The sequence below is a fragment of the Pantoea sp. ICBG 985 genome, from assembly GCF_002928365.1.
Lineage (GTDB): Bacteria > Pseudomonadota > Gammaproteobacteria > Enterobacterales > Enterobacteriaceae > Pantoea > Pantoea dispersa.
In genome coordinates this window covers 585,807-610,876 of record NZ_POWM01000001.1, presented here as the reverse complement: position 1 = coordinate 610,876, position 25,070 = coordinate 585,807, and the positions used below count along the sequence as shown (strand labels likewise).

The following is a 25,070-nucleotide window of genomic DNA, read 5'->3' as shown; positions in this document are numbered from 1 at the left end:
AGGGAGCCTTTATGTCAGCCTATCAAAGCATTAATCCGGCCAATAATCAGCTGCTGAAAACCTGGCCATCACACGATGACAGCTACACGCAGCAGGCGCTGCACACCGCCGATGCGCTCTACCATTCGCCGTGGAGCAAAGGCGACATTCAGCCGCGTCTGCAGGTGCTGCAGCGTCTGGCAGAATTGATTGAGCAGCGCAGCGAAGAGCTGGCCATCATCGCCAGCAAAGAGATGGGTAAGCTGATTGGCCAGAGCCGCGGCGAAGTGAAAATCTGCGCCAGCATCGCGCGCTATTATGCCGAACACGCGGCAAGGCTGTTACAGGCCCAGCCCTATCCCAGCGATGTCGGTGATGCCTGGCTCGAATACCATCCGATTGGCGTGGTGGTGGCCGTCGAGCCGTGGAATTTTCCCTATTATCAGCTGATGCGCGTGCTGGCACCGAACCTGGCACTGGGCAATCCGGTGCTGGCGAAACATGCCAATATTGTGCCGCACTGCGCCGACGTGTTTGAAAAGCTGGTGCTGGAAGCCGGTGCGCCGCAGGGCGCGTGGACCAATCTGTTTATCTCTAACCAGCAGGTGGCCGATCTGATTGCCGATCCGCGCGTGCAGGGTGTGGCGCTCACCGGTTCAGAGCGCGCTGGCAGCGCGGTGGCCGAGCAGGCCGGTAAGCACCTGAAAAAATCCACGCTCGAGCTGGGTGGTAACGATGTGTTTGTGGTGCTGGACGATGCCGACATTGATGAAGCGGTGCGCCAGGGGGCGCAGGCGCGGCTCAGCAACTGCGGTCAGGTATGTACCGCGGCCAAGCGCTTTATTCTGCATGAAAAGATTGCTGAACGCTTTATGGCTAAATTTAGCGCGGCGCTGCAATCCGCTACGCCCGGCGATCCGTTAGATGAAAAAACCACGCTGGGGCCGCTATCGTCACAGGATGCACGTGACCGGCTGGTAAAACAGGTGGACGAGGCGGTGGCGCATGGCGCCCGCGTGGAGTGCGGCGGACGCGTAATCGACGGCGTCGGCTGCTACTACCAGCCAACCATCCTGACCGGCCTGACGCCGGATAACCCGGCTTACTATCAGGAGTTCTTCGGCCCGGTGGCGCAGGTGTATGTGGTGGCGGACGACCGTGCTGCCGTGGCGCTGGCTAACGATTCGCACTACGGTTTGGGCGGTTCCGTATGGACGCGGGACATTGCGCGCGGGCGCAACATGGCTTCGCAGATTGAGACCGGCATGGTGTTTATCAATTCGCAGAGCGATACTGCGGCTGAGCTGCCGTTCGGCGGCGTGAAGCGTTCCGGCTATGGCCGTGAACTGTCCGATCTCGGGCTGAAGGAGTTTGCTAACCAGAAACTGGTCGTGGTAGCCGGTTAAGCGGCATGAAACCACCGTGGAACTGAACGGTGGTTTTATTCGATTTACTGCGGTGCGCGTCAATGCGCAGCCGGTAACAACACAGCAGGGTCGCCGTGCATGGCGACCCTGCTGGCGTTTTAGTTGCTGGCTGCTGCCGGCTGTTGCGCGGGTTTAGCGTCCGCCTCCGGCTTCGCCGGCGCTGCTTCAGCCTGCGCTTTCTGCGCCGCTGCAGCATCGGCTTTCGCCTTCTCATCTGCGGCCTTCTGAGCGCTGGCCTTCTCAGCTTTGGCTTTGTCGTCCGCCGTTTTTTGCGCCGCGGCCTTGTCCGCCTTCACTTTTTCCTCAGCGGCTTTGGCGTCAGCGGCTTTCTGCGCTGCAGCTTTATCAGCCGCGGCTTTGTCAGCCGCCGCTTTATCTGCGCTGGCCTGATCCGCTTTGGCCTGTGCGTCATCGCTGGCTGCCGGCGCGGCAGCAGGCTGTGCGGCCGGTGCCGGTGCGGCTGGCTGCAGCGGTGTACCCTGCAGCGCGTTGTTCAGCGCGCTGGTGAACTGATCCCAGCTGCAGTAGCCGTTGGCGTCAGTGTCACACCCCGCCAGCTGCAGCGTAACGCGCTTCGGTGGGTTCTTCAGGCTCAGCACATCGGCATTACGCAGCTGATCCGCCGTCTGATAGACATACTCCACTTTCAGCAGATCTTTATTGTTCTTCGCATCGTGCCAGCGTTCAAACACCACCTGGCCGCCAATCGGGGTTTTCTCGTCGTTACCCGGCAGCTCGTATGGCTTAACCTGCAGCGCGCTGAGCAATGACGCGATATTCGAATCGTGTCCGACCATCAGCGTGACTTTTGGCGCGGTGGCTTTGTCCTGATCGACCAGCTGGCTGCGGATGTAATCCACCAGCGGGGCGGCAACGTCACGCGCCACTTCAGGCGCGGTAAACAGCGCATCCTGATAGCCATTCTTGATCGCCGCCAGCTCTTTCCACTGTTCAGGCGTTTTGATTTGTCCCCAGGCAACCTGATCCGCCGGGAAACCTTCGTAATATTGCAGCGTGAAGGCGTCGACCAGCGAGTTACCCACTTTCAGCGGGCCATTGACGCCGGGCTCTTTGCCGTTTTCCGCGCTAAAGGTGTTGTCGCCGCTGCTTAGGTCGCACTGTTTCTTGCCGTTACAGGCCGGAGCTGATTTGTAATCCACGATTTTTTCCAGCCGCTGGAAGGCCGGCTTCAGCGCCAGCTTCTCATTAGCTGCGGTCATCGCCGCCAGCGCTTTCTTGTTAAACGCTTCGCTGCCATCGGTGATTACCGGATTGAAGATCGGGTCCATAGTGCCCATCGCATCCTGATGGGTGACAGCGATATCGCAGCCCGGGAAAGCACCGGTGACGAAATACTGCGCCGTCGCGACGGTGCGCTGCAGGCTGTTGGCATAGACAAAAATGTTGCTGCTGTCCGGACAGGTGCCGTTCTGTACCAGCCCCTGCTGAGCCAGCCACTGACGGGTGTAGTTACCCATGTAGACTTCCAGCACGCCGCCTTTGGTGGTCAGCTCACCGCCGGGCACATCCCATTGCGGCCAGCTTTTTTTCGTCGCCTGCTCCAGCACGCTGCCGTTGTTGGCCAGCGGGGCACGCAGGTTGTGACGACTCAGCATCAGGACCTGCTGCAGTTGCATGTCGCCATCCGCGGCGTAAGCGCTCATACCCATCGGCAGCGCCGCGATCACTGACAGCGCGCAAAGACTCAGTTTCTTGATCATTGTGCCTATTCCATAATTCATCAGGGAAACACTCTGGCATTCAAGCGATTAGCTCGCCAAAGAGCGAATTACCGCACAGTGTAACCCAGCTTGCCTGAGAAAATCGCCAGATGTTTGCAAAAACCGTGCATCGACTATAGCAGTAAACGCGCTGGCCGTCGGGTTACGGCAGCAGATTGAAAAGCTTCAGGATGTTTTTCAGAAGGATGGAAAGCAGAAAAGCGAAAAGCCCGCATCGCTGCGGGCTTCTCTTATATGGCGGAGGAACAGAGATTCGAACTCTGGGATGGTTTCCCATCGGCGGTTTTCAAGACCGCTGCCTTAAGCCACTCGGCCATCCCTCCTGAAATCTTTTTGTCACCTCACACTGCGAGAGTGTGAAGTGGCGGAGGAGGAGAGATTCGAACTCTCGGATGGTTTCCCATCGGCGGTTTTCAAGACCGCTGCCTTAAGCCGCTCGGCCACCCCTCCGCAATGAGGCGCACTATAAACATCCCCCCGAACGATGTAAAGCATCCAATGATTCGTTCGCCTGAAAAACAGTCAAAAATGATTTTTTTGCCGTCTTAATCGTCATTCTGCTCAGTGAAACAGCAATTTATCGCGTAAAGATGGGTAAAACGCCTTTTCTGTCCTCTGACCGTTGCGTATTCTCAGGCCATATTTGGTGTTCTCTCTCTAACAGGAGCGCATGATGGACAGAATAATTAGCTCGTCACAGCAGCAGTCGCTACTCAGCACCCATAAAGTGCTGCGCAATACTTATTTCTTACTTGGCCTGACGCTGGCGTTTTCCGCCGTCACCGCCACGCTCAGCACCGTCTACGCTCTGCCCTCGCCGGGACTGATTCTGATGCTGGTGGGCTTTTACGGATTGATGTTCCTGACCTATCGCCTGGCGAACAGTCCGGCGGGTATTCTGGCCGCGTTTGCCTTTACCGGCTTCCTTGGTTACTGCCTCGGCCCGATTCTCAGCTCGTTCCTCACCGCCGGTATGGGTGATGTTATCGCCATGGCGCTGGGCGGCACCGCGCTGGTGTTCTTCTGCTGTTCCGCCTATGTCCTGACCACGCGTCGCGACATGTCTTTCCTTGGCGGCATGATGATGGCCGGCTTTGTGGTGCTGCTGGTGGCCGTGGTTGCCAATATCTTCCTGCAGCTGCCCGCGCTGCACCTGGCGATCAGCGCCCTGTTTATTCTGTTCTCTGCCGGTGCCATTTTGTGGGAAACCAGCAACATCATTCAGGGCGGTGAAACCAACTACATTCGCGCCACCGTCAGCCTGTATGTCTCGCTGTACAACATCTTTGTCAGCCTGCTGAGCCTGCTGGGCTTCGCCAACCGCGACTAAGACGTAACGCACGCACCGTTAAACCCCGCTCCGGCGGGGTTTTTGCTTTTTATCCGCCGCCGCCTTTACAATAGCGCGCTGACGATATGAGGAAATAATGTGATTTTTGCCGGTAAAGAGATTGCCACTGACGCAGAAGGCTATCTGAAAAATAGCGCCGACTGGAGTGAAGCGCTGGCGCAGGCCATCGCCCAGCAGGAAGCGATTGAGATGAGTGAAGCGCACTGGGAAGTGGTGCACTTTGTGCGTGATTTTTATCAGCAGTTTAATACCTCGCCGGCGGTGCGCATGCTGGTCAAAGCCATGGCGCAAAAATATGGCGAAGAGAAAGGCAACAGCCGCTATCTGTTTCGCCTGTTTCCGGAAGGTCCGGCCAAACAGGCCACTAAAATCGCTGGCCTGCCAAAACCGGCGAAGTGTCTGTGATCACCCGGTAGTAAACCGCGTCGGCCGCTCCGCCAGCTGATGCGGCTCCACCAGCACCTTATCGACCCGGGCACTGGGCGGTCCGCCCGCCTTCAGCCACGCAATCAGTGACTCCACCTGCTGCGGTTCTCCCGCCGCCAGCACCTCCACGCTGCCATCGGCCAGATTATGCGCATAGCCGGTGACGCCCAGCGCGTTCGCCTGCGCCTGGGTGTAATAACGGAAGCCCACGCCCTGCACCCTGCCGTGAACCCAGATTTTATAACCTGTCGTCGCCATGGCGATCTCCCCCTTTGTGCGTTGCATTTTGCCGCCATCCACCGGAAAATGGCGCCTCATTTTTTCAGGTAAGCATAGCAAACATGACCGTTCGATTGATTCTCGCTAAGGGACGTGAAAAATCCCTGCTCCGCCGCCATCCGTGGGTGTTCTCCGGGGCCGTTGCCCGTATGGAAGGTAAAGCCCAGTCGGGTGAAACCATTGATATCTGTGACAGCAACGGCAAATGGCTGGCCCGCGCCGCCTACTCTCCTCAGTCACAAATTCGCGCGCGCGTCTGGAGCTGGCAACAGGATGAGTCAATCGACATCGCCTTCTTTGTGCGCACGCTGCAAAAAGCCCAGCAGTGGCGCGACTGGCTGGCGCAGCGCGACGGGCTGGACAGCTATCGCCTGATTGCCGGCGAGTCCGATGGACTGCCGGGCGTCACGATTGATCGCTTCGGTAATTTCCTTGTGCTGCAACTGCTGTCGGCCGGGGCGGAGTATCAGCGCCCGGCTCTCGTCTCGGCGCTGCAGCAGTGCTATCCCGACTGCGCCATCTACGACCGCTCTGACGTGGCGGTGCGCAAGAAAGAGGGACTGGAGCTGGCGCAGGGTCCGGTAAGCGGTGAACTGCCGCCTGCGCTGCTACCGATTACTGAGCACGGTATGCAGCTGCTGGTGGATATTCAGGGCGGTCACAAGACCGGTTATTACCTCGATCAGCGCGACAGCCGTTTTGCCACCCGTCGTTACGCAGAAAATGCCCGTGTGCTTAACTGCTTCTCCTACACCGGCGGCTTTGCGGTCTCTGCTCTGCTCGGCGGCTGCCGGGAAGTGATCAGCGTGGATACCTCGCAGGACGCCCTTGACGTAGCAAAACAGAACGTGGCGCTTAACGGGCTGGATGTCTCACGCGCGCAGTTCCTGCGTGACGATGTGTTCAAACTGCTGCGTCGCTACCGCGACAGCGGCGAGAAGTTCGACATGATCGTCATGGATCCGCCGAAATTCGTTGAGAATAAAAACCAGCTGATGGGTGCCTGCCGCGGCTATAAAGACATCAATATGCTGGCGATGCAGCTGCTGAATCCGGGCGGCATTCTGCTGACCTTCTCCTGTTCCGGGCTGATGGCCACCGAGCTGTTCCAGAAAATTATCGCCGATGCCGCTGTTGATGCCGGTCGTGATGTACAATTTATAGAGCAGTTCCGTCAGGCAGCCGACCATCCGGTGATCGCCAGCTATCCTGAAGGGCTTTATCTGAAAGGCTTTGCCTGTCGCGTGCTGTGACTTGAAAACGCTGTCCCTGCCCCCATATCGGTGGCAGGGCAAAGTTTTGGGAGGTCACAATGATTGCCAGTAAATTTGGAATTGGACAGCAGGTCCGGCACCGTCTCTCCGGGGTGCTCGGCGTGATTGTGGATGTCGACCCGGAGTATTCGCTGGACGATCCGCAGCTGGATGAGGTTGGCGCGACGGAATCGCTGCGTGCCGCTCCCTGGTATCACGTGGTGATGGAAGATGAGGAAGGCGAACAGGTGCATACCTATATCGCTGAGATTCAGCTGGCCGGCGAAACCTCGTTCGAACATCCGGAACAGCCATCCATGGATGAGCTGGCCGCCTCGATCCGCCAGCAGCTGCAGGCACCCAGCCTGCGGCATTAAGGGTACGGCGACGCCGCGTCGCCGTTTGTCTTTACCGCGTTACGCCCAGCCGCGGAATTTCTATCTTCGGGCAGCGATCCATCACCACCGTCAGCCCGGCATCACGCGCCAGCACCGCCGCCTGCTCATTGATCACGCCCAGCTGCAGCCACAAGGTTTTGGCGCCGATAGCAATCGCTTCCTGCGCCACGCCCCATGCCGCTTCGGAATTGCGGAACACATCCACCATGTCGATCTTGCCCGGGATCTCCGCCAGCGTGCCATACACGGTCTGGCCCAGCAACTGCTGTCCCGCCAGCTTCGGGCTCACCGGCACCACGTCATAACCCTGATCGAGCAGGTATTTCATTACGCCATAGCTGGCACGCTCAGTGCGATCGCTGGCACCGACCAGCGCGATGCGTTGGGTTTGCGTCAGGACATCGCGAATCGTTTGATCGTTCATGTTTTTCTCCTTGTTCACTCGCCTGAGTGTAGATGCCATTGCGCGCTAAAGTGCAAGCGCAGCGCACGAAAAGTTTGCGCGGCGACACGAATAAATATGTTAAAATGTAAATTAACTGCCATAATGTAATAATTTGCTACACATCGCCCTTTTTCCCCTGTTCCGGGAGTTGAAATGAAGCTGTCTCTGGCTGTTACGGGTTTGCTGTTGCTGCTCGTATCGGCAACCTGCCATGCCATCACCCTGAAGCTCGATCCGCAGATCGACCTGCTGGTGCTGGATGGGCGCAAAATCTCAGGTTCGCTGCTGAAAGGCGCGGACAGCCTTGAGCTGGAGCGCGGTCAGCATCAGTTTCTGTTTCGCGTGGATAAACCCTGCGCCGATGCCACTCACTTCCGCTCAGAACTAATGATCGTCACCTTCACTGCCGACGCCCATTCCGTAGCGATTCGCCTGCCGGCGCTGAATAACCGCCGCGAACGCAGCCTGTTTGATAAATCTTTAAATTTTCAGCTGATTGATGAGCGTGGTAATGAAATAGCCAGCATTCGCGATCGGTTGCCGGGTGAGAGCAGCGGCAATGTTGAACAGGCGATGATCAATTACAACCGTACGGCGCAGGCGGCCAGCGTGCCGCGCTTTGCGCTGCAGGCGGCCAGCGTACCGGACGCCAGTCTCAGTCTGGATATGGTATGGCAGGACGCCAGTAATATGCCCGCGCTGCAACGCTGGCTGCAGCGTGTTGATGCCGCCACGCGGCAGCGTTTTATCAGTTGGGTGAAAACCCTACGCGCAAGTTGATAGCAGCTGAACGCCAGGGGTAAACTCGTGCATTCACTACGTTTGCACGCGCCGAAACAGGAAGCCCCATGGAGCAGACCGTTCGTACCCTGAAAGTTCAGAAACACATCGCCCTCGTTGCCCACGACCACTGCAAAGCCTCGCTGCTGGACTGGGTAAAAATCAATCAAAATGCGCTGCAACCTCACGTGCTGTATGCCACCGGCACCACCGGCAACCTGATCAATCGTCACACCGGACTGGATGTGAATGCCATGCTCAGCGGGCCGATGGGCGGCGATCAGCAGGTCGGCGCGCTGATTGCTGAAGGTAAAATTGATGTGCTGTTCTTCTTCTGGGATCCGCTCAATGCAGTACCGCACGATCCGGACGTCAAAGCGCTGCTGCGCCTCGCCACCGTATGGAATATCCCGGTGGCGACCAACCGCGCCACCGCTGATTTCATTATCCATTCGCCGATGTTTGCCAGCGAAGTGACCATCCAGATCCCCGATTATCAGCGCTACCTGACGGAACGCCTGAAAGCCTGATGGCTCAGGCCTTCCGGCTCTGCGCAACGCCCAGTTCGCGCAGGTGTTCGACAAACACGGAAGGCCGCTCTTTATCAAACATCAGCCACACCTGCTGACGCGCGCGCGTGATGGCCACGTAGGCCAGGCGCCGCTCTTCGGCATGCGGAAAATCCTCCGGCTGCGGTAGCAATCCCTCTTCCATGATCGACTCGCGCGCCTGCGCCGGAAAACCGTCACGCCCTTCGTGCAGCCCCAGCACGATGACAAAATCCGCCTGCTGACCTTTACTGGCGTGGATGGTCATGAAGTCGATACGCAGTTTCGGCCAGCGGGTTTTGGCTTTATCCAGCATGGCCGGACGCAGATGATGGTAACGCGCCAGCAGCAGCACGCGCTCGTCCGGCTTCGCGTAACCGCTCAGCTTGTCGAGCAGCGCTTCCAGTTGCTCCTGCGGCAGCAGCGTAATGGATTTCTTGTTCCCTTTGCTCAGGCTGTTGAGCGGCTTGCGCAGCTGATGCGGATTCTGCTGCACAAAGCGGTTGGCAACGTCACCGATGCGATCGTTGAAGCGGTAGGTGGTATCCAGCACGCAGCGGTCGCCTTCGCCAAAATAGTGATGAAACGCGGTGGTCAGGCTCATCTCCGCGCCGCTAAAGCGATAGATCGCCTGCCAGTCATCGCCGACCGCAAACAAACTGGTGCGCTTATTTTGCTGCCGCAGCGCGCTAAGCAGCGCCGCCCGCTGCGGTGAAATATCCTGGAATTCATCCACCAGAATGTGTTTCCACGGGCTGATAAAGCGGCCCTTCTCCAGCACAGCGATCGCCTGATGGATCAGCCCGGAGAAATCCACCGCGCCCTCGGCTTTCAGTGCGCTTTTCCATGCTTTGAGCAGCGGTGCCATCAGCCTGATGCGCTTCGTGAAATTGTCGCGCAGCGGTTCCGGCACATCGGCAATCATCGCCGCCTGCGCGCCGCCGTGCATGCGCATCAGGCCGAGCCAGCGCTCCAGCCGCACGGCAAGACGCTGCGCCAGTTTGTCATCCTGCCAGAACGGACCTTCCGGCACGTCCCACGCCAGCTCTTCCTGCAACCACTGTCGCCAGCCGCTGGCCTGCGCCTTTTTACTGTTGCACTGCTCGCGCCAGTTTTCGATCAGCAACTGACGTCGCGCGCTGCTGTCACTTTCCAGCCGGCTGATGACCGGCTGCTTATTGCTGCCTTCACGAATGATGTGTAGCGCCAGCGCGTGGAACGTACGCGCCTGAATCGCGCTCTCACCCAGCCGCGTCTGGATCCGATCGTTCATCTCTTCCGCCGCCTGGCGACCAAAAGCCAGCAGCAGGATTTGCTCCGGCTGCGCCAGTTTGCGCTGTAACAGCCAGCCGGCGCGCGCCACCAGCACCGAGGTTTTACCGCTGCCCGCGCCAGCCAGCACCAGCAGCGCGTCTTCACCGTTGACCACCGCCGCACACTGCGATGGATTGAGCGGCGTGGTTTCGACGGTGGAGAAGAAGGCGTGATTATCGCTGATCACCCGCGCGCTCCACTCACGGTTGCGCTGCCGAATCGCGCTCTCGCCCTGCTCAAGCCACTGCTGGCAAAAGCGCCACAGCGTGCGGCAGTTATCAAACTCCTCCAGCCTTGCCAGCGGCAGCGGTAAGGCGGAAAACTGGCGCGTGATGGTCTCTTTTACCGCGGCCAGTTCGCTGCGCTTCAGCCAGCGATCCTGGCCGGTAAACGCGACGATCTCCTGCTGCAGCGCGCTCAGCACCTGCGCGCTGATTTCGCTCATCTCGAGGCTCCACTGCTGCCACGTCTGCTGCAGGTAATGATAAAAACGCTGGGTTTCCTGCCACTCGGTGCCGTGTAACCGCACCACTTTCTCTTCCGGTAATAAGAACTCCAGCTCGCCCCACACCAGGCCGCGTTTACAGGTGATACCGATCAGCTGATTAAACGGGATCAGGTATTCGTGACGATCGCCGCTGACTTCCACACCGGCAGCCAGCAGTCGCACCCGGTTATAGGGATGCTGTGCCAGCCGTTTGCCCATGGATGTTGCTTTTAGTTCCATCTCCGCACCGTCATGTGGAATTCAATTATCGCGCAGTTTACCTGTCAGACCCTTAGCGCTCCAGCCTTAAAACACGCTAAACTGGGCGACACATATTGCGGATTGCAAAAGGAAAATCGCGTTATGCGCACCGTGCTTAATATTCTGAATTTTGTTCTTGGCGGCTTTATCACCACCCTCGGCTGGCTGCTGGCCACGCTGATCAGCATCGTGCTGATCTTTACCCTGCCGCTGACCCGCTCCTGCTGGGAGATCACCAAACTGTCCCTGCTGCCGTTTGGCAACGAAGCGGTTCACGTTGACGTGCTGCGCCCGGAGAGCAAAAGCCACGTGCTGAACGCCGGCGGCACCTTCCTCAACCTGTTCTGGCTGATTTTCTTTGGCTGGTGGCTGTGCCTGATGCACATCTCGACCGGCATCCTGCAGTGTCTGAGCATCATCGGTATCCCGACCGGCATTGCCCACTTTAAAATCGCCGCTATCGCGCTGTGGCCGGTAGGTCGTCGCGTGGTGTCAGTGGAAGAAGCGCAGGCGGCGCGTGAAGCCAACGCGCGGCGCCGCTACTGAGGCTGAAGATGATGCCTGACGCTTTGCCCGGCTGGCGCCGTTATCTGTTCAACAGCAGCCTGCGCTACCTGCTGCGCATCTTCTTCGCGCTGGCCGGCTGTGCCGCCGTTCCCTGGTGGCTGCAGCAGATTGAGTGGACCATTCCGCTAACGCTCGGCGTCGTGGCTGCCGCGCTGGCCGATCTTGACGATCGCTGGACCGGCCGCGTGCGCAACCTGCTCATCACGCTGGTGTGCTTCTGCATTGCCTCGGTTTCGGTTGAGCTGCTGTTTCCGCACCCGTGGCTGTTTGCTATCGGTCTGGCGCTCTCCAGCTGGGGATTTATTCTGCTGGGCGCGCTGGGGCAGCGCTACGCCACCATTGCGTTTGGTGCCCTGCTGATCGCGGTGTACACCATGCTGGGCATTGGCCTGTTTCCGCAGTGGTGGATGCAGCCGGCGCTGCTGCTGATTGGCGCGCTGTGGTACAACCTGCTGACCTTTATCGGCCACCTGATGTTTCCGGTGCGCCCGGTGCAGGAGCAGCTGGCCGCCAGCTTTTCCCAGCTGGCGCGCTATCTGGAAGCCAAGGCCAATCTGTTTGATCCCGACGGCGGTGAGCAGGATGACGCGGCGCTGATCGCCACCGCGATGGTCAATAGTCAGCTGGTGGCGCAGCTCAACCTGACGAAAACCACCATTCAGAGCCGTTTACGCGGCGACCGCGGCTCGCGCAGCACGCGGCGCAGCCTGCATTACTATTTTGTGGCGCAGGATATTCACGAGCGCGCCAGCTCGTCGCATCTGCAATATCACCTGTTGCGCGATGACTGGCGCTACAACGAGGTGCTGTTTCGCTTTCAGCGGCTGCTGAACATGCAGGCGCAGGCCTGTCGCCAGCTGGCAGAGAATATCGTGCTGCGCCAGCCGTGGCACCACGATAGTCACTTTGCGCGTAGCTTTGAACGGCTGGAGACCGCCCTCCAGCGCCTGCAACATAACGATCCGCAGGCGACGCACATTCGTCCGCTGTTCTGGTTGCTGCGCAACTTACGCGCCATTGATGCGCAGCTGGCGTCGATCGAATCAGAGCAGCGGCTGGCAGAACCGCTGACGCAGAGCGATCACCATCTGTCGCGTGAAGGCTTGAGTGGCTGGGCGGATATCCGGCTGCGCCTCAGTCGACATCTGAGTCCGACCTCGGCGTTGTTCCGCCACGCGGTGCGCATGTCGCTGGTGCTGTGCGTGGGGTACGCCTTCATTCAGCTTACCGGCCTGCATCGCGGCTACTGGATCCTGCTGACCAGCCTGTTTGTCTGCCAGCCTAACTACAACGCCACACGGCGGCGGCTGGCGCTGCGCATTGGCGGAACCCTGGCCGGTATTGCGATTGGCCTGCCGGTGCTGTGGCTGGTGCCCTCTATCGAGGGCCAGTTGGTTTTGATTGTGCTGAGCGGCGTGCTGTTTTTCGCCTTCCGCCAGATTCAGTACGCGCAGGCGACGCTGTTCATCACCCTGCTGGTGTTGCTGTGCTTCAATCTGCTGGGTGAAGGCTTTGATGTCGCTCTGCCGCGCGTGGTGGATACCTTGCTCGGCTGTGGCCTGGCCTGGCTGGCGGTGGCGTTTGTCTGGCCTGACTGGCGTTTCCGTCAGCTGACGACGGTTGCCGATCGCACGCTGAATGCCAACTGTCGTTATCTTGATGCCATCCTGGAACAGTATCATCAGGGTAAAGATAACCGTCTCGCCTACCGCGTGGCGCGCCGTGACGCGCACAACGCCGATGCGGAACTGGCGTCCGTGGTGTCCAATATCAGCGGCGAACTGAAGCAACAGCCGCCGCTGCGCGAGAATGCGTTCCGTCTGATGTGCCTCAACCACTCGTTCCTCAGCTACATCTCGGCGCTGGGCGCGCACCGGGAGCAGCTGACGCAGGGCGAACTGCTGACGCTTTTAGATGACGCGGTATGCTTCGTCGAGGATGTGCTGCAGATCGAACGCGTCAGCGAAGCGCAGGCGGAAACGATGCAGCAGGCACTGATGCAGCGCCTGAGCGCGCTGAAAACCAGTGAGGAGGCGCAGGCACCGCTGGTGTTGCAGCAGCTGGGGCTGCTGGTTGCGCTGCTGCCGGAAATTGCCCGTCTGCGCCGCACCCTCGCTGCCGCTTAAGGCAACAGGCTCTCCGCCGCGGCGTGCTGGCGGAGCGTTTCCTGATACCAGGCGCTTAACTCTTCACGTACCGCCGCCGGCAAAGCGGCCTGGTGATGGCCGGAAATGGCGCCTTCCAGCGCCAGCAGCGTTTTCAGGCCGATATCTTTATTCACCGCCCGCAACTTCAGCCAGCTCTGACGCGAGCCCATTTCATACAGTAAGCGAACAGAATTGATCCCGACTTTGTGCAGCATCAGCTCCATGCGCAGGCTGAGATTGGGCAGATCTTTCAGCCTGAGCAAGACAAGTCTGTTCGCCGCCTCGGCGCGCGCCGCAGACAGCGAACTGGCCGATAAGCGCAGCAGCTGATCGGCGTCCTGCCAGAGCTGTTTATCCACTTTGTAGTAGCTGAGCGTCACCGGCATGCCGCGCTTGCGATATATCAACGGTTCCAGCGGGCGCTGTGCGGCATAGTGCTGCAGCGCCTCGCTGGCGCGCAGATAGAGCGCATCCTCATTGATGTAAGCAAACACCACCTTTTCGACCGCCAGCGCGTAACCACCAAACTGGGTGCGCGATTCAATTTTTCCCAATGCCGCTAACTGGGCTTTGGACTGCTCAACCACCGGATTATTTTTCTTCATAACGTCCCCTTTTCCTCATTCCTTGCGCGGGAAATTTCCTATAAAAAGCTCAGAGATTCATCTGGTTAGAAGATAGAAAAAACGATTTAGCTGTTCAATGAATAAAAGCGGCAACGCGCGGTTCTTGTGCGGAATTTGCGAGGCATTTTCAGAAATTGAGGTTGATCTTTATCCAGGAACTCATTACTGTATATTCATACAGTTCATTACTGAGTGATTAAAATATGCGTACTCAATACTCTGGCCCTGCTGATCGTGCTCACCGTTTCGCTGCGACGGGCTTAACGCAACCTTCTCTGGGTGGTATTACTGAACTGCGTTATAGCGAGCAGCCCGGCATCATGCCGCTGCTGTTACTGCCGGTCCTCAAGCAGCTGAGCACGCAGTCACGCTGGCAGCTGTGGCTGACGCCAGCGCACAAACTGAACCGCAGCTGGATGCAGCAGTCAGGATTACCGCTGGAAAAGAGTATGCATATTACGGAATCCGAGCGTTTAAGCACGGTTGAGAGCATGGTGAAAGCGTTGCGCACCGGCAACTACAGCGTGGTACTCGCCTGGATTCCTTATGAATTGAGCAATGAAGAGCGCCTGGAACTTGAGCAGGCAGCCGCCGAAGGCGAAGCGCTGGGATTGATTATGCGTCCTCAGGGGCGGGATCTTGCTCTGTCCAGACAGCCAAACAGCGCAAAAATTCCCTCTGATTTGTTTCATTAAGTAAAACTAAGATTTTTCTCACGCTATTTTTTCACAAAGTTGCGGCTAAGCCACTGATTCTTTTCCCGCCAGCTATGACAATGGCTTAGCCGCATTTTTCTTTTCTGGTAGCGAAAATTTTGCCATGTCATTTGTTAAAATGTGTGTATAAATCCCTGTTTTTTTATCCGCTGACGTCACATCATACTTGTAAGTTTCCAATCTCGTTGTAGACTTTACCTCGCCAGGGTGCTCAATAACCTCCGTTTTTTCGGTAGAGTCATAAGCGAGCGTTTAGACCCGGCGAAGGATTACAACCAAGAGCAACCTTTTTGCTCATTGCCTATTTGGATGATAACGAGGCGCAAAATGAAAAAGACAGCTATCGCAATTGCAGTGGCACTGGCTGGCTTCGCTACCGTAGCGCAGGCCGCTCCTAAAGATGACACCTGGTATACCGGTGCTAAACTGGGCTGGTCTCAGTATCACGATACTGGTTACTACGGTAACGGTTACGAAAACAACGACGGTCCAACTCACGAATCTCAGCTGGGCGCAGGTGCTTTCCTGGGCTACCAGGCTAACCCATACCTGGGCTTCGAGCTGGGCTACGACTGGCTGGGCCGTATGCCGAACAAAGGCAACGTGACCAATGGCGCATTCAAAGCACAGGGCGTTCAGCTGGCAGCTAAACTGAGCTACCCAATTGCTGACGATCTGGACGTGTACACCCGTCTGGGCGGCATGGTATGGCGTGCTGATTCAACTCAGACCAACCCAGACAACGGCCGCATCAGCAACCACGACACCGGCGTTTCTCCGCTGGCTGCTGTTGGTGTTGAATACGCACTGACCAAAAACTGGGCGACTCGCCTGGACTACCAGTGGGTTAACAACATCGGTGACGCAGGTACCGTTGGTGCGCGTCCAGACAACAGCATGCTGAGCGTCGGCGTTTCTTACCGTTTCGGTCAGGACGAAGCTGCTGCACCAGTTGTTGCTCCAGCGCCAGCTCCGGCTCCGGTTGTTGAAACCAAGCGTTTCACTCTGAAGTCTGACGTGCTGTTCACCTTCAACAAATCTACCCTGAAGCCAGAAGGCCAGCAGGCTCTGGATCAGCTGTACAGCCAGCTGAGCTCAATGGATCCGAAAGACGGTTCTGTTGTGGTTCTGGGCTTCACCGACCGCATCGGTTCAGACCAGTACAACCAGAAACTGTCTGAGAAACGTGCTCAGTCTGTTGTCGACTACCTGGTATCTAAAGGTATCCCGGCTAACAAGATCTCTGCACGTGGCATGGGTGAATCTAACCCAGTTACTGGCAACACCTGTGACAGCGTGAAAGGCCGCAATGCCCTGATCGACTGCCTGGCGCCAGACCGTCGCGTTGAAATCGACGTGAAAGGTATCAAAGACGTTGTAACTCAGCCACAGGCTTAAGTTATCGCGCAATAAAAAACCCCGCTTCGGCGGGGTTTTTTTTGGCTTTTTATCACACGCATTTTTTGCTATTCGTTATCCGCGCCACCTTTACCCAGAATCGCCTGCAGATCCTGCTTCAGCGTTGACATCTGACTGGCATACTTCTCTTTGCGTTCTGCATCTTCGATCAGCTGAACGATGGTCTCTGATAAGGTGCTGTTACGACGCTGCGCCAGACCGGCCAGACGCTGCCACACCAGATACTCCAGATCGATCGATTTTTTCCGCGTGTGCTGATGCTCTGCGTTGAAATGACGTTTACGCCGCGCGCGTATGGTCTGCTTCAGACGGTTTTCCAGCTCCGGATGGATATGCTTTGCGATCCAGTCACCGACCTCAACCGGGTTATTCTCCATCGCCAGCAACGTCTCTACCGCCGCCTGCGCAGCGCTCAGCTCAATATGCCGGGTGATCAGCTCACCTTCCCGATGCTTTTTCACCAGGTATTTCCACTTCCATCCACTTTCAAGATTTTCGAGTTGCTGGTATTTCATCGGAATCTCATCGTGATCACGTAACAAACTAAGAATAACAGCTTTTTTCCCGGATGCAGCAAGGAAAAACATGTTGCGGCCATCACAGTTCAGGCCGGAAGTGCGCCGTGCTTAACCGGGTTGAATCCTGTATAATCGCGCTTTTCCTGAACCAGACTAATGCGAATATTTTGACCAGCACTCAACTTACGTGGCAAGCCCTGCAGCCGGATAGCTCACGCTACCAATCACTTTTCTCAACCGTCTCTCTGGAAGATAGCGATACGCTTGCCGCGGTTCAGCCGCGTCTGCTGAATGCGCTGGCGCATTTACATCATCAAACGCTGGGCTTTCCGCTGCTGCTGTTACGCAGCCAGGAAAACAGTGATTATCTGGCGTGGATTGCCGAAGCGGCACAGCGCTTCCAGCCGGATGAGACTGCGCTGTACGGCGGTGATTACCATGTGATGGGCGATAATGTCAGCCTGCAACCGCCTGTTGACGCCAGCCGTCCGTTCACCAGCGCTGGCGGCGTACATTACGCCGACTGGATTGAGTCCGAGCAGCTGTTCGGCTGCGTGCGTCAGTATAAAGATCGCGTGCAGCTGGAGCCCGGTCTGCTGCATCAGGCTAACGGTGGCACGTTGATTCTGTCGATCAATACCCTGCTGGCACAGCCGCTGCTGTGGCTGCGCCTGCGCAAAGTGATTGAACTGGGTCGCTTCGACTGGTATTCACCGGACGAGCGCCGCCCGTTGCCGGTGACCATTCCCCCACTGCCGCTGCAGCTGCGTCTGATTTTATGTGGCGATCGCGAGGCGCTGGCCAGCTTCCAGGAACTGGACGTTGAAGTGCACGAAATGGCGCTCTACAGCGAGTTCGAAGAGAATCTCCAGCTGGTCGATGATGATGACATGGCCAACTGGTGCCGCTGGACGCTATGCCAGGCGGAACAGGCCGGTCTTACGCCACCCGAAGCTGATTTCTGGCCGCTGCTGATCCAGGAAGCGGTGCGTCTGACCGGAGATCAGGACACGCTGCCGCTGTGCCCGCGCTGGCTGCGCCGTCAGCTGCAGGAAGCCGCGCTGCACGGTGAGACACTGAATGGTGAGGCGCTGAAAGAGGCGCTGGAAGCACGCCAGTGGCGCGAGAGTTTCCTTGCCGACCGGATGCGCGATGAGATCCTGTTAAATCAGATCATGATCGAAACGGAAGGCGAAGTAGTTGGTCAGATCAACGGCCTGTCGGTGATTGAATTCCCTGGTCATCCACGTCCGTGGGGCGAGCCATCACGCATCACCTGTGTTGTGCACCCGGGCGATGGCGAATTTACCGACGTGGAGCGCAAAGCGGAGCTTGGCGGCAACATCCACGCCAAAGGCATGATGATCATGCAGGCATATCTGATTTCCGAGCTGGAGCTGGAACAGCAGCTGCCCTTCTCGGCATCGCTGGTGTTTGAGCAGTCTTACTCCGAAGTCGACGGTGACAGCGCCTCGCTGGCCGAGCTGTGCGTGCTGATCAGCGCGCTGGCAAACCAGCCGCTGAACCAGCAGATTGCCGTTACCGGTTCGGTGGACCAGTTTGGTAACGTGCAGCCGGTGGGTGGTCTGAATGAGAAAATCGAAGGCTTCTTCCACATCTGCCAGTCGCGTGAGCTGACCGGCAAACAGGGCGTGATTCTGCCTGCCAGCAACGTGCGCCATCTCAGCCTCAGCGACGACGTGGTAGAAGCGGTGCAGCAGGGCCAGTTCCATATCTGGGCGATTGAGCGCGTTGACGAAGCGCTGCCGCTGTTAACCGGTATTGCCTGGCAGAGCGAAAGCGGCGACTCGCTGCTGAGCACCATTCAGGAGCGCATTACTCAGCTCAATCAGCAGGAAAACCGACCGCGGCCCTGGCCATTACGCTGGCTCAACTGGTTCAACCACAGCTGATTACATTGCCCAGCGTACAACTGTTCGCTAATATTCGGGCTTCACTAAAAGAAGGCATATTGAGAACATGGTAGATAAACGCGAATCCTATAGCAAAGAAGACCTGATTGCCTCTGGTCGCGGCGAACTGTTTGGCGAGAATGGCCCACCGCTTCCGTCTGACAACATGTTGATGATGGACCGCGTGGTCAAAATGACCGAAGACGGCGGCAAATTCGATAAAGGTTATGTGGAAGCCGAACTGGATATCCGCCCTGACCTGTGGTTCTTTGATTGCCACTTTAAAGGCGATCCGGTGATGCCAGGCTGTCTGGGTCTGGATGCTATGTGGCAGCTGGTTGGCTTCTATCTCGGCTGGCTGGGTGCGGAAGGTAAAGGCCGTGCGCTGGGTGTGGGTGAAGTGAAATTCACCGGCCAGGTTCTGCCGACGGCGAAGCTGGTTACTTACAAAATTCACTTCAAACGCGTCATCAACCGCAAGCTGGTGATGGGCGTGGCCGATGGCGAAGTGTTCGTCGACGGTAACCTGATTTACACCGCGACTGACCTGAAAGTGGGCCTGTTTAAAGACACTTCAGCGTTCTGACCCGCCAACAAAAACCTCCGCACGCAGCGGAGGTTTTTTTTCCTGTTTACAGACATCCGACGGTGCCTAAGCCACCGCCGACCTGTCCTCCATGGCTTGTCGCCAACCTCCCAACCAGTGAGACCGGGCATCGATCATTTGATAAGGGCATATCTCTTTTGAGCGGCCGGTAATGCCTGCCTGATAGCCTCGTGAATGTGCTCGTTCCAGGCGGTCTCTCTTCTGTCTCTTCATACCTCGTTTCCCTCATTTCAGGTCTGGTGGAATCTGGTGGAAAGAAAGAGTGGTGAATTAATGTTCAACCACAGTAATGTTCTAACCTGTGGTGGGTGAAAGGTCAATGCGCAAAATTCACGCCAATGTCATCAATTTGCCGTGAAATCGACACAAATTCCTCAGTGCCGCTGCCATATCTGGCTGATTCCGCAATAAAAAAGTCCCTGATTTGCGCGCCGTCACATAACGGCAAATCAGGGACTTAGCATAAGCATCGAACAAATCCTAATTTAGCGTCACCACGCTGTTAGCAATTTGCTGTGCCGTTTGCTGCCAGCCGAGCGCCAGCGTGCGCACCAGCGCATCGTAGCCATCTTCGGTCTGCGGCAGCGTCAGATTAAAGCCATGTTTGATAAGCCGGCCTTGATGTTGCAACAGCCATTCACCGCTTACTACCACCTTGCCGTCATAACGGCCGTGGAAGCCGGTGACGTGCACGCTGAGCGTATCGTGCGTGTCACCCAGCGGCTGACTGGCCACCAGCCGGCCGGGCAACGCCTGGCTGAGGTTACTCACCAGTGTCTGCTGCAGCTGCTGGTCGAGCGGACTGGCCCACAGATTATTGGCGGCAATCACGTACTTCACGTCGCTGGTTTGATAAACCAGCCCGTTGCCGGCGAGATAATCCGGCACGCTCACCTGTTCAACCCAAATCATCGGCTGGCTGGCGGAGGCGTCACTGCTGACGCGCGCCATATTGCTGCCCGCAGGCAGCTGGTAATAAGTGGTGTCGATGGTGCTGCTACAGCCCGCCAGCAGCAGCACAGCACCGATAATCAGCCCTTTTTTCACTGTTTCGCCCTCTTTGGCTGCGGATCCTGACCCGGTTTGGCTTCAAATACCAGCGCGTTGCTCTTGCTGTTGAGCGTTTTCAGCACCGGCTGCAATTCGCGCAGCACCTGGTCAAGGCGCTGCATATCGCCCACCAGTTTGTTATAGGCTGGCGATCCCGGCTGCAGCCCCTTCATGCTGCGATTAAGCTCGCGCAGGGTTTGCTGCATATCGGCCGGCAGCGTTTTCATCGCCGGGTTGGCGGTGATCTGATTGAGGTTATCCAGCGTTTTCTGCAGCTGCTGCAGGGTGCGCTGGCTCTCTTTCAGCGTGCCGGTGGCCTGGTTGATCATCGGGTTGAGCGGCAGCGCGTTGATCTTATCCAGCGCCGCCATCAGTTTCTGCTGAATCTGGCTCAGACCGCCGCTTACGGTCGGAATCACTTCCAGCCCCGCCACTTCGTTCGGTCCTTTGTAAGCCGGTGCATTATCATAGAAGTCGAGATCGACAAACAGCGCACCGGACAGCAGGTTGCCGGTTTTCAGCGTGGCGCGCAGGCCGCGTTTCTTACCATCCTGCAGATGCTGTTCAAGATTGAAGTCGCCACCCAGACGGCTGATAAAGCGGTCCGGCTCGATGCGGATCAGCACCGGCACGCGGTAATCAGTGTTCAGCGCCTGATTCACGCCCGGGATCATGTAAGGCACCTGAGCCACGGTACCAAGACGAATGCCGCGGAACTCTACCGGAGCGCCGACCTGCAGACCACGAATCGAGTCGCTGAAGAACATCAGGAAATCAGTGTGTTTGGTGTACAGCGAATCCTGAATGCTGCGCTGGTCGTCATACAGATGGTAGTCGTCCTGATTTTTGGCCAGCTCGCCGAGTTCCCAGCCGTCCGGCACGTCAAAGCTCACGCCACCGCTGAACAGGGTCGTCAGCGAGCCCATTTCGACGCGCATGCCGGAAGCGGACATATCCACCGCAATGCCGCTGTCTTTCCAGAAGCGCACATTGGTGGTAATCAGGCGATCGTAAGGCGCGGCGATGAACAGCTGATAGGTCATCATGCGCTTGTCGGTATCAAAGGTGCTGGTTTCCACCGTGCCGACGCGATAGCCGCGGAACAGCACCGGATCGCCCGGATTAAGCTGGCCGGCTTTTTTGCTGTCGAGGATGACGCGAATACCTTTGGCATCCGGCGGGGCCAGCGGCGGCGCGTCGAGCAGCTGATAATGCTCTGGCTTATCCCCTTTGGCGCCGGGCTGCAGTTCAATGTAGGCGCCGGAGAGCAGCGTACCGAGGCCCGTCACCCCTTCCCGGCCAATCTGCGGCTTCACCACCCAAAATACGCTGTCTTTATGCAGCAGTTTTTCCATGCCGGCATTCAGGCGTGCGGTGATCTCCACATGGTGCAGATCGTCTGTCAGTACCGCACTTTCGACGGTGCCCACGTCGACGCTGCGGCTTTTAATGGTGGTTTTACCGGCAACAATGCCTTCGGCGTTTTCGGTGATCAGCGTGACCTGCGGTCCCTGATGGCTGAAGTGATAAAACAGAATCCATCCGCCGATTAACAGCGTGACGATAGGTACGATCCACACCGGCGACCAGCGTTTAATCTGGTCGACGTTAGCAATGCCGTGTTGGTTGTCCGTCAAGACGCGGCTCCTTACGTTCAGTTTCCTGTAGGCGATCCCAAATCAGGCGCGGATCAAACGTCATGGCGGCGAACATAGTCAGGATCACCACCAGCGCAAACAATAGCGCGCCTGGCGCAGGGTAAACACTCATCAGCTGGCCCATGCGCACCAGCGCAGAAAGCACAGCGATCACAAACACATCAATCATTGACCAGCGGCCAACAAACTCCACCACCTCATAAATCAGGTGCATCTTCTCGCTGTCGCGCCGGCCGCGGCCACTGGCGTGCCAGCACAGCCAGCCAATCGCCACCATCTTCAGCGAAGGCACCATAATACTGGCGATAAAAATCACCAGCGCGACCGGCCAGGAGCCATCGCTCCACAGCAAAATCACGCCGGCCATAATGTTGGACGGATACTGCGAGCCGAGCGTTTCGGTCACCATGATCGGCATAATATTCGACGGGATATACAGCATCACCGAGGTGATCAGCAGCGCCAGCGTCCACTGCAGGCTGTGCTGCCTGCGTGGCGCGGCGCTTACGCCGCAGCGCGGACAGGTTCTCTGCGCGACTGGCAGAATCGCGGTGCAGCACGGACAGCTGCGCAGCCCCTGCTTCAGTCCGCTGATGCCCGCCTGCGGCGTTTGCGCCAGCGGCGGCAGCGGATCGATGCGCTGCCAGACCCAGCGGCGATCGACGCACTGAAACGCACGCAGCTGCAGCAGACAAAACAGGCACCACGGCCAGAAGCTGCTGCCAAGGCCAATTTCACCATAGGCCATCAGTTTGACGAAGCTGACCAGCACGCCGGCCATGAAAATTTCCGCCATACCCCAGCTGCGCAATTGAAACAGAATGCGTGCCAGCCCGAGTCGCAGGCTGTGCGGCAGGCGCACCGGATTCACCAGCAGCAGAATGGCGAACATGCAGAAAGCCGGAATGCCCTGCACAAACAGCAGGAACAGCGTGGCGAGGCTGCGATAATCCTCACGATCCATCACTTGCGGGATAGCCATCAGCGAGATCTGGCTGCTGAGCCCGGCCACATGCATGCTGATAAACGGAAACAGATTGGCCAGCAACAGCATAAACAGCGCCGCCAGCGCATAGCCGGTGGGACGTTTACGCGGTTCGTGCCAGTTAGCCACCAGCGTGGTGTGACAGCGCGGACAGCGCGCACGGCTGCCCACCGGTACGGCGGGCAGTTTTACGGTTAAATCACACTGCGGACAGAGCATCCAGTGCTGCGTCTGATGCGTGGCACACATGCTGACTCCCTCTGCGTTATGCGCCGTTTTTCAGCGCTTCCAGCTCTTCCCACCGTTCAAAGGTGGTTTCCAGCTCCTGCTCCGCCTGCGCCAGCGCATCCAGCACCGGCTGCGTTTTGTCGTGCGGCTGGCTGAAGAAGTCCGGATGACTCATCTGCGCCTGCAGCTCACCGATACGCGTCTCCAGCTGCTCCAGCTTTTGCGGCAGCTGTTCCAGTTCACGCGTCAGGTTATAGCTTAGCTTGCCTGCGCTGCGTTTGGGGGCGTCGGCTTTTTCTGCCGGTTTAGTCGCTGCGCTTTTGACCGGTGCAGCTTTGGTCTGCTTGTAAGCGGCGCGCTGCTGCTGCGCATCATGGTAGCCACCGACGAAGGTACCGATCTCGCCGTTGCCTTCAAAGATCCAGCATTCGGTCACGGTGTTATCCACAAACTGACGATCGTGGCTCACCAGCAGTACGGTGCCCTGATAGCCATCCACCAGCTCTTCCAGCAGCTCGAGCGTTTCGACGTCGAGGTCATTGGTCGGTTCGTCAAGAATCAGCAGGTTACTGGGCTTGAGGAACAGACGCGCCAGCAGCAGGCGGTTACGCTCGCCGCCGGACAGCGCACGCACCGGCGTCATGGCGCGTTTCGGGTGGAACAGGAAGTCCTGCAGATAGCCGAGCACGTGGCGCGGCTTGCCGTTGACCATCACTTCCTGTTTGCCTTCCGCCAGGTTATCCATCACAGTTTTATCCGGATCGAGCTCCGCGCGATGCTGATCGAAGTAGGCGATTTCCAGTTTGGTGCCGCAGTGCACGCGACCGGCATCTGCCTTCAGCTGGCCGAGCATCAGGCGCAGCAGCGTGGTTTTACCGCAGCCGTTCGGGCCAATCAGGGCGATTTTGTCGCCGCGCTGCACCTGGGTAGAGAAATCCTTCACCAGCGTTTTGCCGTCAACGCCGTAATCCACGTTTTCCAGCTCAAAGACGATTTTGCCGGAACGCGCCGCTTCACCGACCTGCATATTGGCTTTGCCCATCACGTCACGCCGTTCGGAGCGTTCACGACGCAGCGCTTTCAGCGCGCGCACGCGGCCTTCGTTACGGGTGCGACGCGCTTTGATGCCCTGGCGAATCCACACTTCTTCCTGCGCCAGCTTGCGGTCGAATTCGGCGTTTTGCATCTCTTCAACGCGCAGCGCTTCCTCTTTGCCCAGCAGGAACTGATCGTAATCGCCCGGCCACGACACCAGCTTGCCGCGATCGAGGTCGACGATGCGCGTCGCCATATTGCGGATAAACGAGCGGTCGTGCGAAATAAACACGATGCTGCCGTTGAAGGTTTTCAGGAAGCTTTCCAGCCAGTCGATGGTTTCAATATCGAGGTGGTTAGTCGGTTCGTCGAGCATCAGCACGCGCGGGTTGCTGACCAGCGCTCGGCCCAGCGCGGCTTTACGCAGCCAGCCACCGGAGAGTGACGACAGCTCAGTGTCCGGCTGCAGCCCGATTTGCTGCAGCACATCGTTGATGCGGCTGTCGAGCTGCCACAGGTTGTGATGGTCGAGAATCGTCTGCAGTCGCCCCATTTCGTTGAGGTTTTTCTCGCTCGGATCTTCCATCACTAAATGCGATATGGCGTGGTAGGCCTTGAGGTGTTCAGCCTGTTCGGCCACGCCCTCGGCGACGAAGTCGTACACCGAACCGGTGATATTGCGTGGTGGATCCTGTTGCAGCCGCGCGACCACCAAATCCTGCTCATAAATAATGCGGCCGTCATCCAGCGGCTGTTCGCCGTTGATGATTTTCATCAGCGTCGATTTACCGGCGCCGTTGCGCCCAACCAGACAGACGCGCTCGCCCTCTTCGATATGCAGTTCGGTGTTATCCAACAGCGGCGCATCACTGAACGACAGGTAAGCGCCATGGATACTGATCAGTGACATA

24 protein-coding genes and 2 tRNA genes are annotated in these 25,070 nt (G+C 57.8%); 13 read left to right on the top strand and 13 right to left on the bottom strand.

Annotated features, from left to right (window positions below; all coding sequences use genetic code 11):
* Positions 1–11: 11 nt before the first annotated feature.
* A complete protein-coding gene (locus C1Y42_RS02960) occupies positions 12–1,385 on the top strand; it encodes an NAD-dependent succinate-semialdehyde dehydrogenase (RefSeq protein ID WP_104092787.1) in 1,374 nt (457 codons plus the stop codon).
* Positions 1,386–1,504: 119 nt separating this feature from the next.
* Here C1Y42_RS02960 and agp read toward each other — a convergent pair whose 3' ends face one another.
* From agp to C1Y42_RS02945, 3 genes are all read right to left on the bottom strand, one after another.
* Positions 1,505–3,127, bottom strand: a complete 1,623-nt coding sequence (gene agp / locus C1Y42_RS02955) for a bifunctional glucose-1-phosphatase/inositol phosphatase (protein WP_182688959.1) — start codon at positions 3,125–3,127, stop codon at positions 1,505–1,507.
* A 256-nt stretch (positions 3,128–3,383) separates the two neighbouring features.
* A tRNA-Ser gene (locus C1Y42_RS02950) sits at positions 3,384–3,471 on the bottom strand.
* A 39-nt stretch (positions 3,472–3,510) separates the two neighbouring features.
* A tRNA-Ser gene (locus tag C1Y42_RS02945) sits at positions 3,511–3,598 on the bottom strand.
* A gap of 223 nt (positions 3,599–3,821) precedes the next feature.
* On the opposite strand from C1Y42_RS02945, the gene yccA reads away from it, so the two are divergent.
* Positions 3,822–4,478 (top strand): FtsH protease modulator YccA, encoded by a 657-nt coding sequence (gene yccA, locus C1Y42_RS02940; RefSeq protein ID WP_021508295.1) that lies wholly within the window; start codon positions 3,822–3,824, stop codon positions 4,476–4,478.
* Positions 4,479–4,577: 99 nt separating this feature from the next.
* Positions 4,578–4,904: a sulfurtransferase TusE gene (gene tusE / locus C1Y42_RS02935; RefSeq protein WP_010616552.1), complete on the top strand. Its 327-nt coding sequence runs from the start codon at positions 4,578–4,580 to the stop codon at positions 4,902–4,904.
* On the opposite strand, the gene yccX is transcribed toward tusE, so the two are convergent.
* Positions 4,905–5,183, bottom strand: coding sequence for an acylphosphatase (gene yccX / locus C1Y42_RS02930; RefSeq protein ID WP_058775394.1), 279 nt, complete (start codon positions 5,181–5,183; stop codon positions 4,905–4,907).
* Between the two features lie 83 nt (positions 5,184–5,266).
* Here yccX and rlmI point away from each other — a divergent pair, with 83 nt between their 5' ends.
* Both rlmI and hspQ read left to right on the top strand, forming a co-directional pair.
* The gene (gene rlmI / locus C1Y42_RS02925; RefSeq protein WP_031279846.1) at positions 5,267–6,457 is read left to right on the top strand and encodes a 23S rRNA (cytosine(1962)-C(5))-methyltransferase RlmI; all 1,191 of its coding nucleotides are present in this window, start codon (positions 5,267–5,269) and stop codon (positions 6,455–6,457) included.
* Positions 6,458–6,516: 59 nt separating this feature from the next.
* Positions 6,517–6,834 carry a heat shock protein HspQ gene (gene hspQ, locus C1Y42_RS02920; RefSeq protein ID WP_021508298.1) on the top strand — a complete coding sequence of 106 codons (318 nt, stop codon included), beginning with the start codon at positions 6,517–6,519 and terminating at the stop codon, positions 6,832–6,834.
* A gap of 31 nt (positions 6,835–6,865) precedes the next feature.
* Here the strand turns inward: hspQ and C1Y42_RS02915 are convergent, their stop codons facing one another.
* Entirely contained in the window at positions 6,866–7,279 is a 414-nt protein-coding gene (locus C1Y42_RS02915; protein ID WP_058769578.1) for a CoA-binding protein, read from the bottom strand.
* 174 nt (positions 7,280–7,453) lie between these two features.
* Between C1Y42_RS02915 and C1Y42_RS02910 the strand changes: the two genes are divergently transcribed.
* Both C1Y42_RS02910 and C1Y42_RS02905 read left to right on the top strand, forming a co-directional pair.
* Positions 7,454–8,080, top strand: a complete 627-nt coding sequence (locus C1Y42_RS02910; RefSeq protein WP_104092785.1) for a DUF2057 family protein — start codon at positions 7,454–7,456, stop codon at positions 8,078–8,080.
* Between the two features lie 68 nt (positions 8,081–8,148).
* Positions 8,149–8,610, top strand: a complete 462-nt coding sequence (locus C1Y42_RS02905) for a methylglyoxal synthase (RefSeq protein WP_021508301.1) — start codon at positions 8,149–8,151, stop codon at positions 8,608–8,610.
* A 4-nt stretch (positions 8,611–8,614) separates the two neighbouring features.
* Here the strand turns inward: C1Y42_RS02905 and helD are convergent, their stop codons facing one another.
* Positions 8,615–10,669 carry a DNA helicase IV gene (gene helD / locus C1Y42_RS02900; RefSeq protein ID WP_104092784.1) on the bottom strand — a complete coding sequence of 685 codons (2,055 nt, stop codon included), beginning with the start codon at positions 10,667–10,669 and terminating at the stop codon, positions 8,615–8,617.
* A 123-nt stretch (positions 10,670–10,792) separates the two neighbouring features.
* On the opposite strand from helD, the gene C1Y42_RS02895 reads away from it, so the two are divergent.
* Positions 10,793–11,236 (top strand): YccF domain-containing protein, encoded by a 444-nt coding sequence (locus tag C1Y42_RS02895; RefSeq protein ID WP_021508303.1) that lies wholly within the window; start codon positions 10,793–10,795, stop codon positions 11,234–11,236.
* 8 nt (positions 11,237–11,244) lie between these two features.
* Complete coding sequence (gene yccS / locus C1Y42_RS02890; protein WP_058775390.1) at positions 11,245–13,383, top strand: YccS family putative transporter; 2,139 nt, start codon at positions 11,245–11,247, stop codon at positions 13,381–13,383.
* On the opposite strand, the gene C1Y42_RS02885 is transcribed toward yccS, so the two are convergent.
* Entirely contained in the window at positions 13,380–14,009 is a 630-nt protein-coding gene (locus tag C1Y42_RS02885) for a TfoX/Sxy family DNA transformation protein (protein WP_058775389.1), read from the bottom strand. The two genes, yccS and C1Y42_RS02885, sit on opposite strands and share 4 nt — an antisense overlap.
* A 224-nt stretch (positions 14,010–14,233) precedes the next feature.
* Here C1Y42_RS02885 and sulA point away from each other — a divergent pair, with 224 nt between their 5' ends.
* Both sulA and ompA read left to right on the top strand, forming a co-directional pair.
* A complete protein-coding gene (sulA, locus tag C1Y42_RS02880) occupies positions 14,234–14,725 on the top strand; it encodes an SOS-induced cell division inhibitor SulA (protein ID WP_031279848.1) in 492 nt (163 codons plus the stop codon).
* 348 nt (positions 14,726–15,073) lie between these two features.
* Positions 15,074–16,144, top strand: coding sequence for a porin OmpA (ompA, locus tag C1Y42_RS02875; protein WP_058759727.1), 1,071 nt, complete (start codon positions 15,074–15,076; stop codon positions 16,142–16,144).
* Between the two features lie 68 nt (positions 16,145–16,212).
* Here ompA and matP read toward each other — a convergent pair whose 3' ends face one another.
* Positions 16,213–16,680, bottom strand: coding sequence for a macrodomain Ter protein MatP (matP, locus tag C1Y42_RS02870; RefSeq protein ID WP_021508308.1), 468 nt, complete (start codon positions 16,678–16,680; stop codon positions 16,213–16,215).
* Between the two features lie 53 nt (positions 16,681–16,733).
* On the opposite strand from matP, the gene C1Y42_RS02865 reads away from it, so the two are divergent.
* Positions 16,734–18,596 carry a Lon protease family protein gene (locus C1Y42_RS02865; protein WP_058775388.1) on the top strand — a complete coding sequence of 621 codons (1,863 nt, stop codon included), beginning with the start codon at positions 16,734–16,736 and terminating at the stop codon, positions 18,594–18,596.
* 67 nt (positions 18,597–18,663) lie between these two features.
* Positions 18,664–19,182 (top strand): bifunctional 3-hydroxydecanoyl-ACP dehydratase/trans-2-decenoyl-ACP isomerase, encoded by a 519-nt coding sequence (gene fabA, locus C1Y42_RS02860; protein ID WP_010616565.1) that lies wholly within the window; start codon positions 18,664–18,666, stop codon positions 19,180–19,182.
* A 66-nt stretch (positions 19,183–19,248) separates the two neighbouring features.
* On the opposite strand, the gene rmf is transcribed toward fabA, so the two are convergent.
* The 5 genes from rmf to C1Y42_RS02835 all read right to left on the bottom strand — a co-directional run bounded on the left by rmf (position 19,249) and on the right by C1Y42_RS02835 (position 25,069).
* Entirely contained in the window at positions 19,249–19,416 is a 168-nt protein-coding gene (gene rmf / locus C1Y42_RS02855; RefSeq protein ID WP_013508548.1) for a ribosome modulation factor, read from the bottom strand.
* Positions 19,417–19,683: 267 nt separating this feature from the next.
* A complete protein-coding gene (gene pqiC, locus C1Y42_RS02850) occupies positions 19,684–20,250 on the bottom strand; it encodes a membrane integrity-associated transporter subunit PqiC (protein ID WP_104092783.1) in 567 nt (188 codons plus the stop codon).
* Complete coding sequence (gene pqiB / locus C1Y42_RS02845; RefSeq protein WP_021508311.1) at positions 20,247–21,890, bottom strand: intermembrane transport protein PqiB; 1,644 nt, start codon at positions 21,888–21,890, stop codon at positions 20,247–20,249. Before pqiB ends, pqiC begins: the two co-directional genes overlap by 4 nt.
* The gene (gene pqiA, locus C1Y42_RS02840; protein WP_104092782.1) at positions 21,862–23,145 is read right to left on the bottom strand and encodes a membrane integrity-associated transporter subunit PqiA; all 1,284 of its coding nucleotides are present in this window, start codon (positions 23,143–23,145) and stop codon (positions 21,862–21,864) included. The genes pqiB and pqiA overlap by 29 nt, the downstream gene beginning before the upstream one ends.
* 16 nt (positions 23,146–23,161) lie before the next feature.
* Positions 23,162–25,069: an ABC transporter ATP-binding protein gene (locus tag C1Y42_RS02835; RefSeq protein WP_058775386.1), complete on the bottom strand. Its 1,908-nt coding sequence runs from the start codon at positions 25,067–25,069 to the stop codon at positions 23,162–23,164.
* Position 25,070 lies beyond the last annotated feature (1 nt).

Bases quoted from the DNA above. Each gene is read 5' to 3' on its own strand.
- sulA (WP_031279848.1), top strand. From the start codon at position 14,234: ATGCGTACTCAATACTCTGGCCCTGCTGATCGTGCTCACCGTTTCGCT.
- ompA (WP_058759727.1), top strand. From the start codon at position 15,074: ATGAAAAAGACAGCTATCGCAATTGCAGTGGCACTGGCTGGCTTCGCT.
- C1Y42_RS02895 (WP_021508303.1), top strand. From the start codon at position 10,793: ATGCGCACCGTGCTTAATATTCTGAATTTTGTTCTTGGCGGCTTTATC.
- C1Y42_RS02960 (WP_104092787.1), top strand. From the start codon at position 12: ATGTCAGCCTATCAAAGCATTAATCCGGCCAATAATCAGCTGCTGAAA.
- C1Y42_RS02905 (WP_021508301.1), top strand. From the start codon at position 8,149: ATGGAGCAGACCGTTCGTACCCTGAAAGTTCAGAAACACATCGCCCTC.
- yccA (WP_021508295.1), top strand. From the start codon at position 3,822: ATGGACAGAATAATTAGCTCGTCACAGCAGCAGTCGCTACTCAGCACC.
- yccX (WP_058775394.1), bottom strand. From the start codon at position 5,183: ATGGCGACGACAGGTTATAAAATCTGGGTTCACGGCAGGGTGCAGGGC.
- fabA (WP_010616565.1), top strand. From the start codon at position 18,664: ATGGTAGATAAACGCGAATCCTATAGCAAAGAAGACCTGATTGCCTCT.
- rlmI (WP_031279846.1), top strand. From the start codon at position 5,267: ATGACCGTTCGATTGATTCTCGCTAAGGGACGTGAAAAATCCCTGCTC.
- helD (WP_104092784.1), bottom strand. From the start codon at position 10,669: ATGGAACTAAAAGCAACATCCATGGGCAAACGGCTGGCACAGCATCCC.
- agp (WP_182688959.1), bottom strand. From the start codon at position 3,127: ATGATCAAGAAACTGAGTCTTTGCGCGCTGTCAGTGATCGCGGCGCTG.
- C1Y42_RS02910 (WP_104092785.1), top strand. From the start codon at position 7,454: ATGAAGCTGTCTCTGGCTGTTACGGGTTTGCTGTTGCTGCTCGTATCG.
- hspQ (WP_021508298.1), top strand. From the start codon at position 6,517: ATGATTGCCAGTAAATTTGGAATTGGACAGCAGGTCCGGCACCGTCTC.
- rmf (WP_013508548.1), bottom strand. From the start codon at position 19,416: ATGAAGAGACAGAAGAGAGACCGCCTGGAACGAGCACATTCACGAGGC.
- C1Y42_RS02915 (WP_058769578.1), bottom strand. From the start codon at position 7,279: ATGAACGATCAAACGATTCGCGATGTCCTGACGCAAACCCAACGCATC.
- C1Y42_RS02885 (WP_058775389.1), bottom strand. From the start codon at position 14,009: ATGAAGAAAAATAATCCGGTGGTTGAGCAGTCCAAAGCCCAGTTAGCG.
- yccS (WP_058775390.1), top strand. From the start codon at position 11,245: ATGATGCCTGACGCTTTGCCCGGCTGGCGCCGTTATCTGTTCAACAGC.
- C1Y42_RS02835 (WP_058775386.1), bottom strand. From the start codon at position 25,069: ATGTCACTGATCAGTATCCATGGCGCTTACCTGTCGTTCAGTGATGCG.
- pqiA (WP_104092782.1), bottom strand. From the start codon at position 23,145: ATGTGTGCCACGCATCAGACGCAGCACTGGATGCTCTGTCCGCAGTGT.
- C1Y42_RS02865 (WP_058775388.1), top strand. From the start codon at position 16,734: ATGCAGCAAGGAAAAACATGTTGCGGCCATCACAGTTCAGGCCGGAAG.
- matP (WP_021508308.1), bottom strand. From the start codon at position 16,680: ATGAAATACCAGCAACTCGAAAATCTTGAAAGTGGATGGAAGTGGAAA.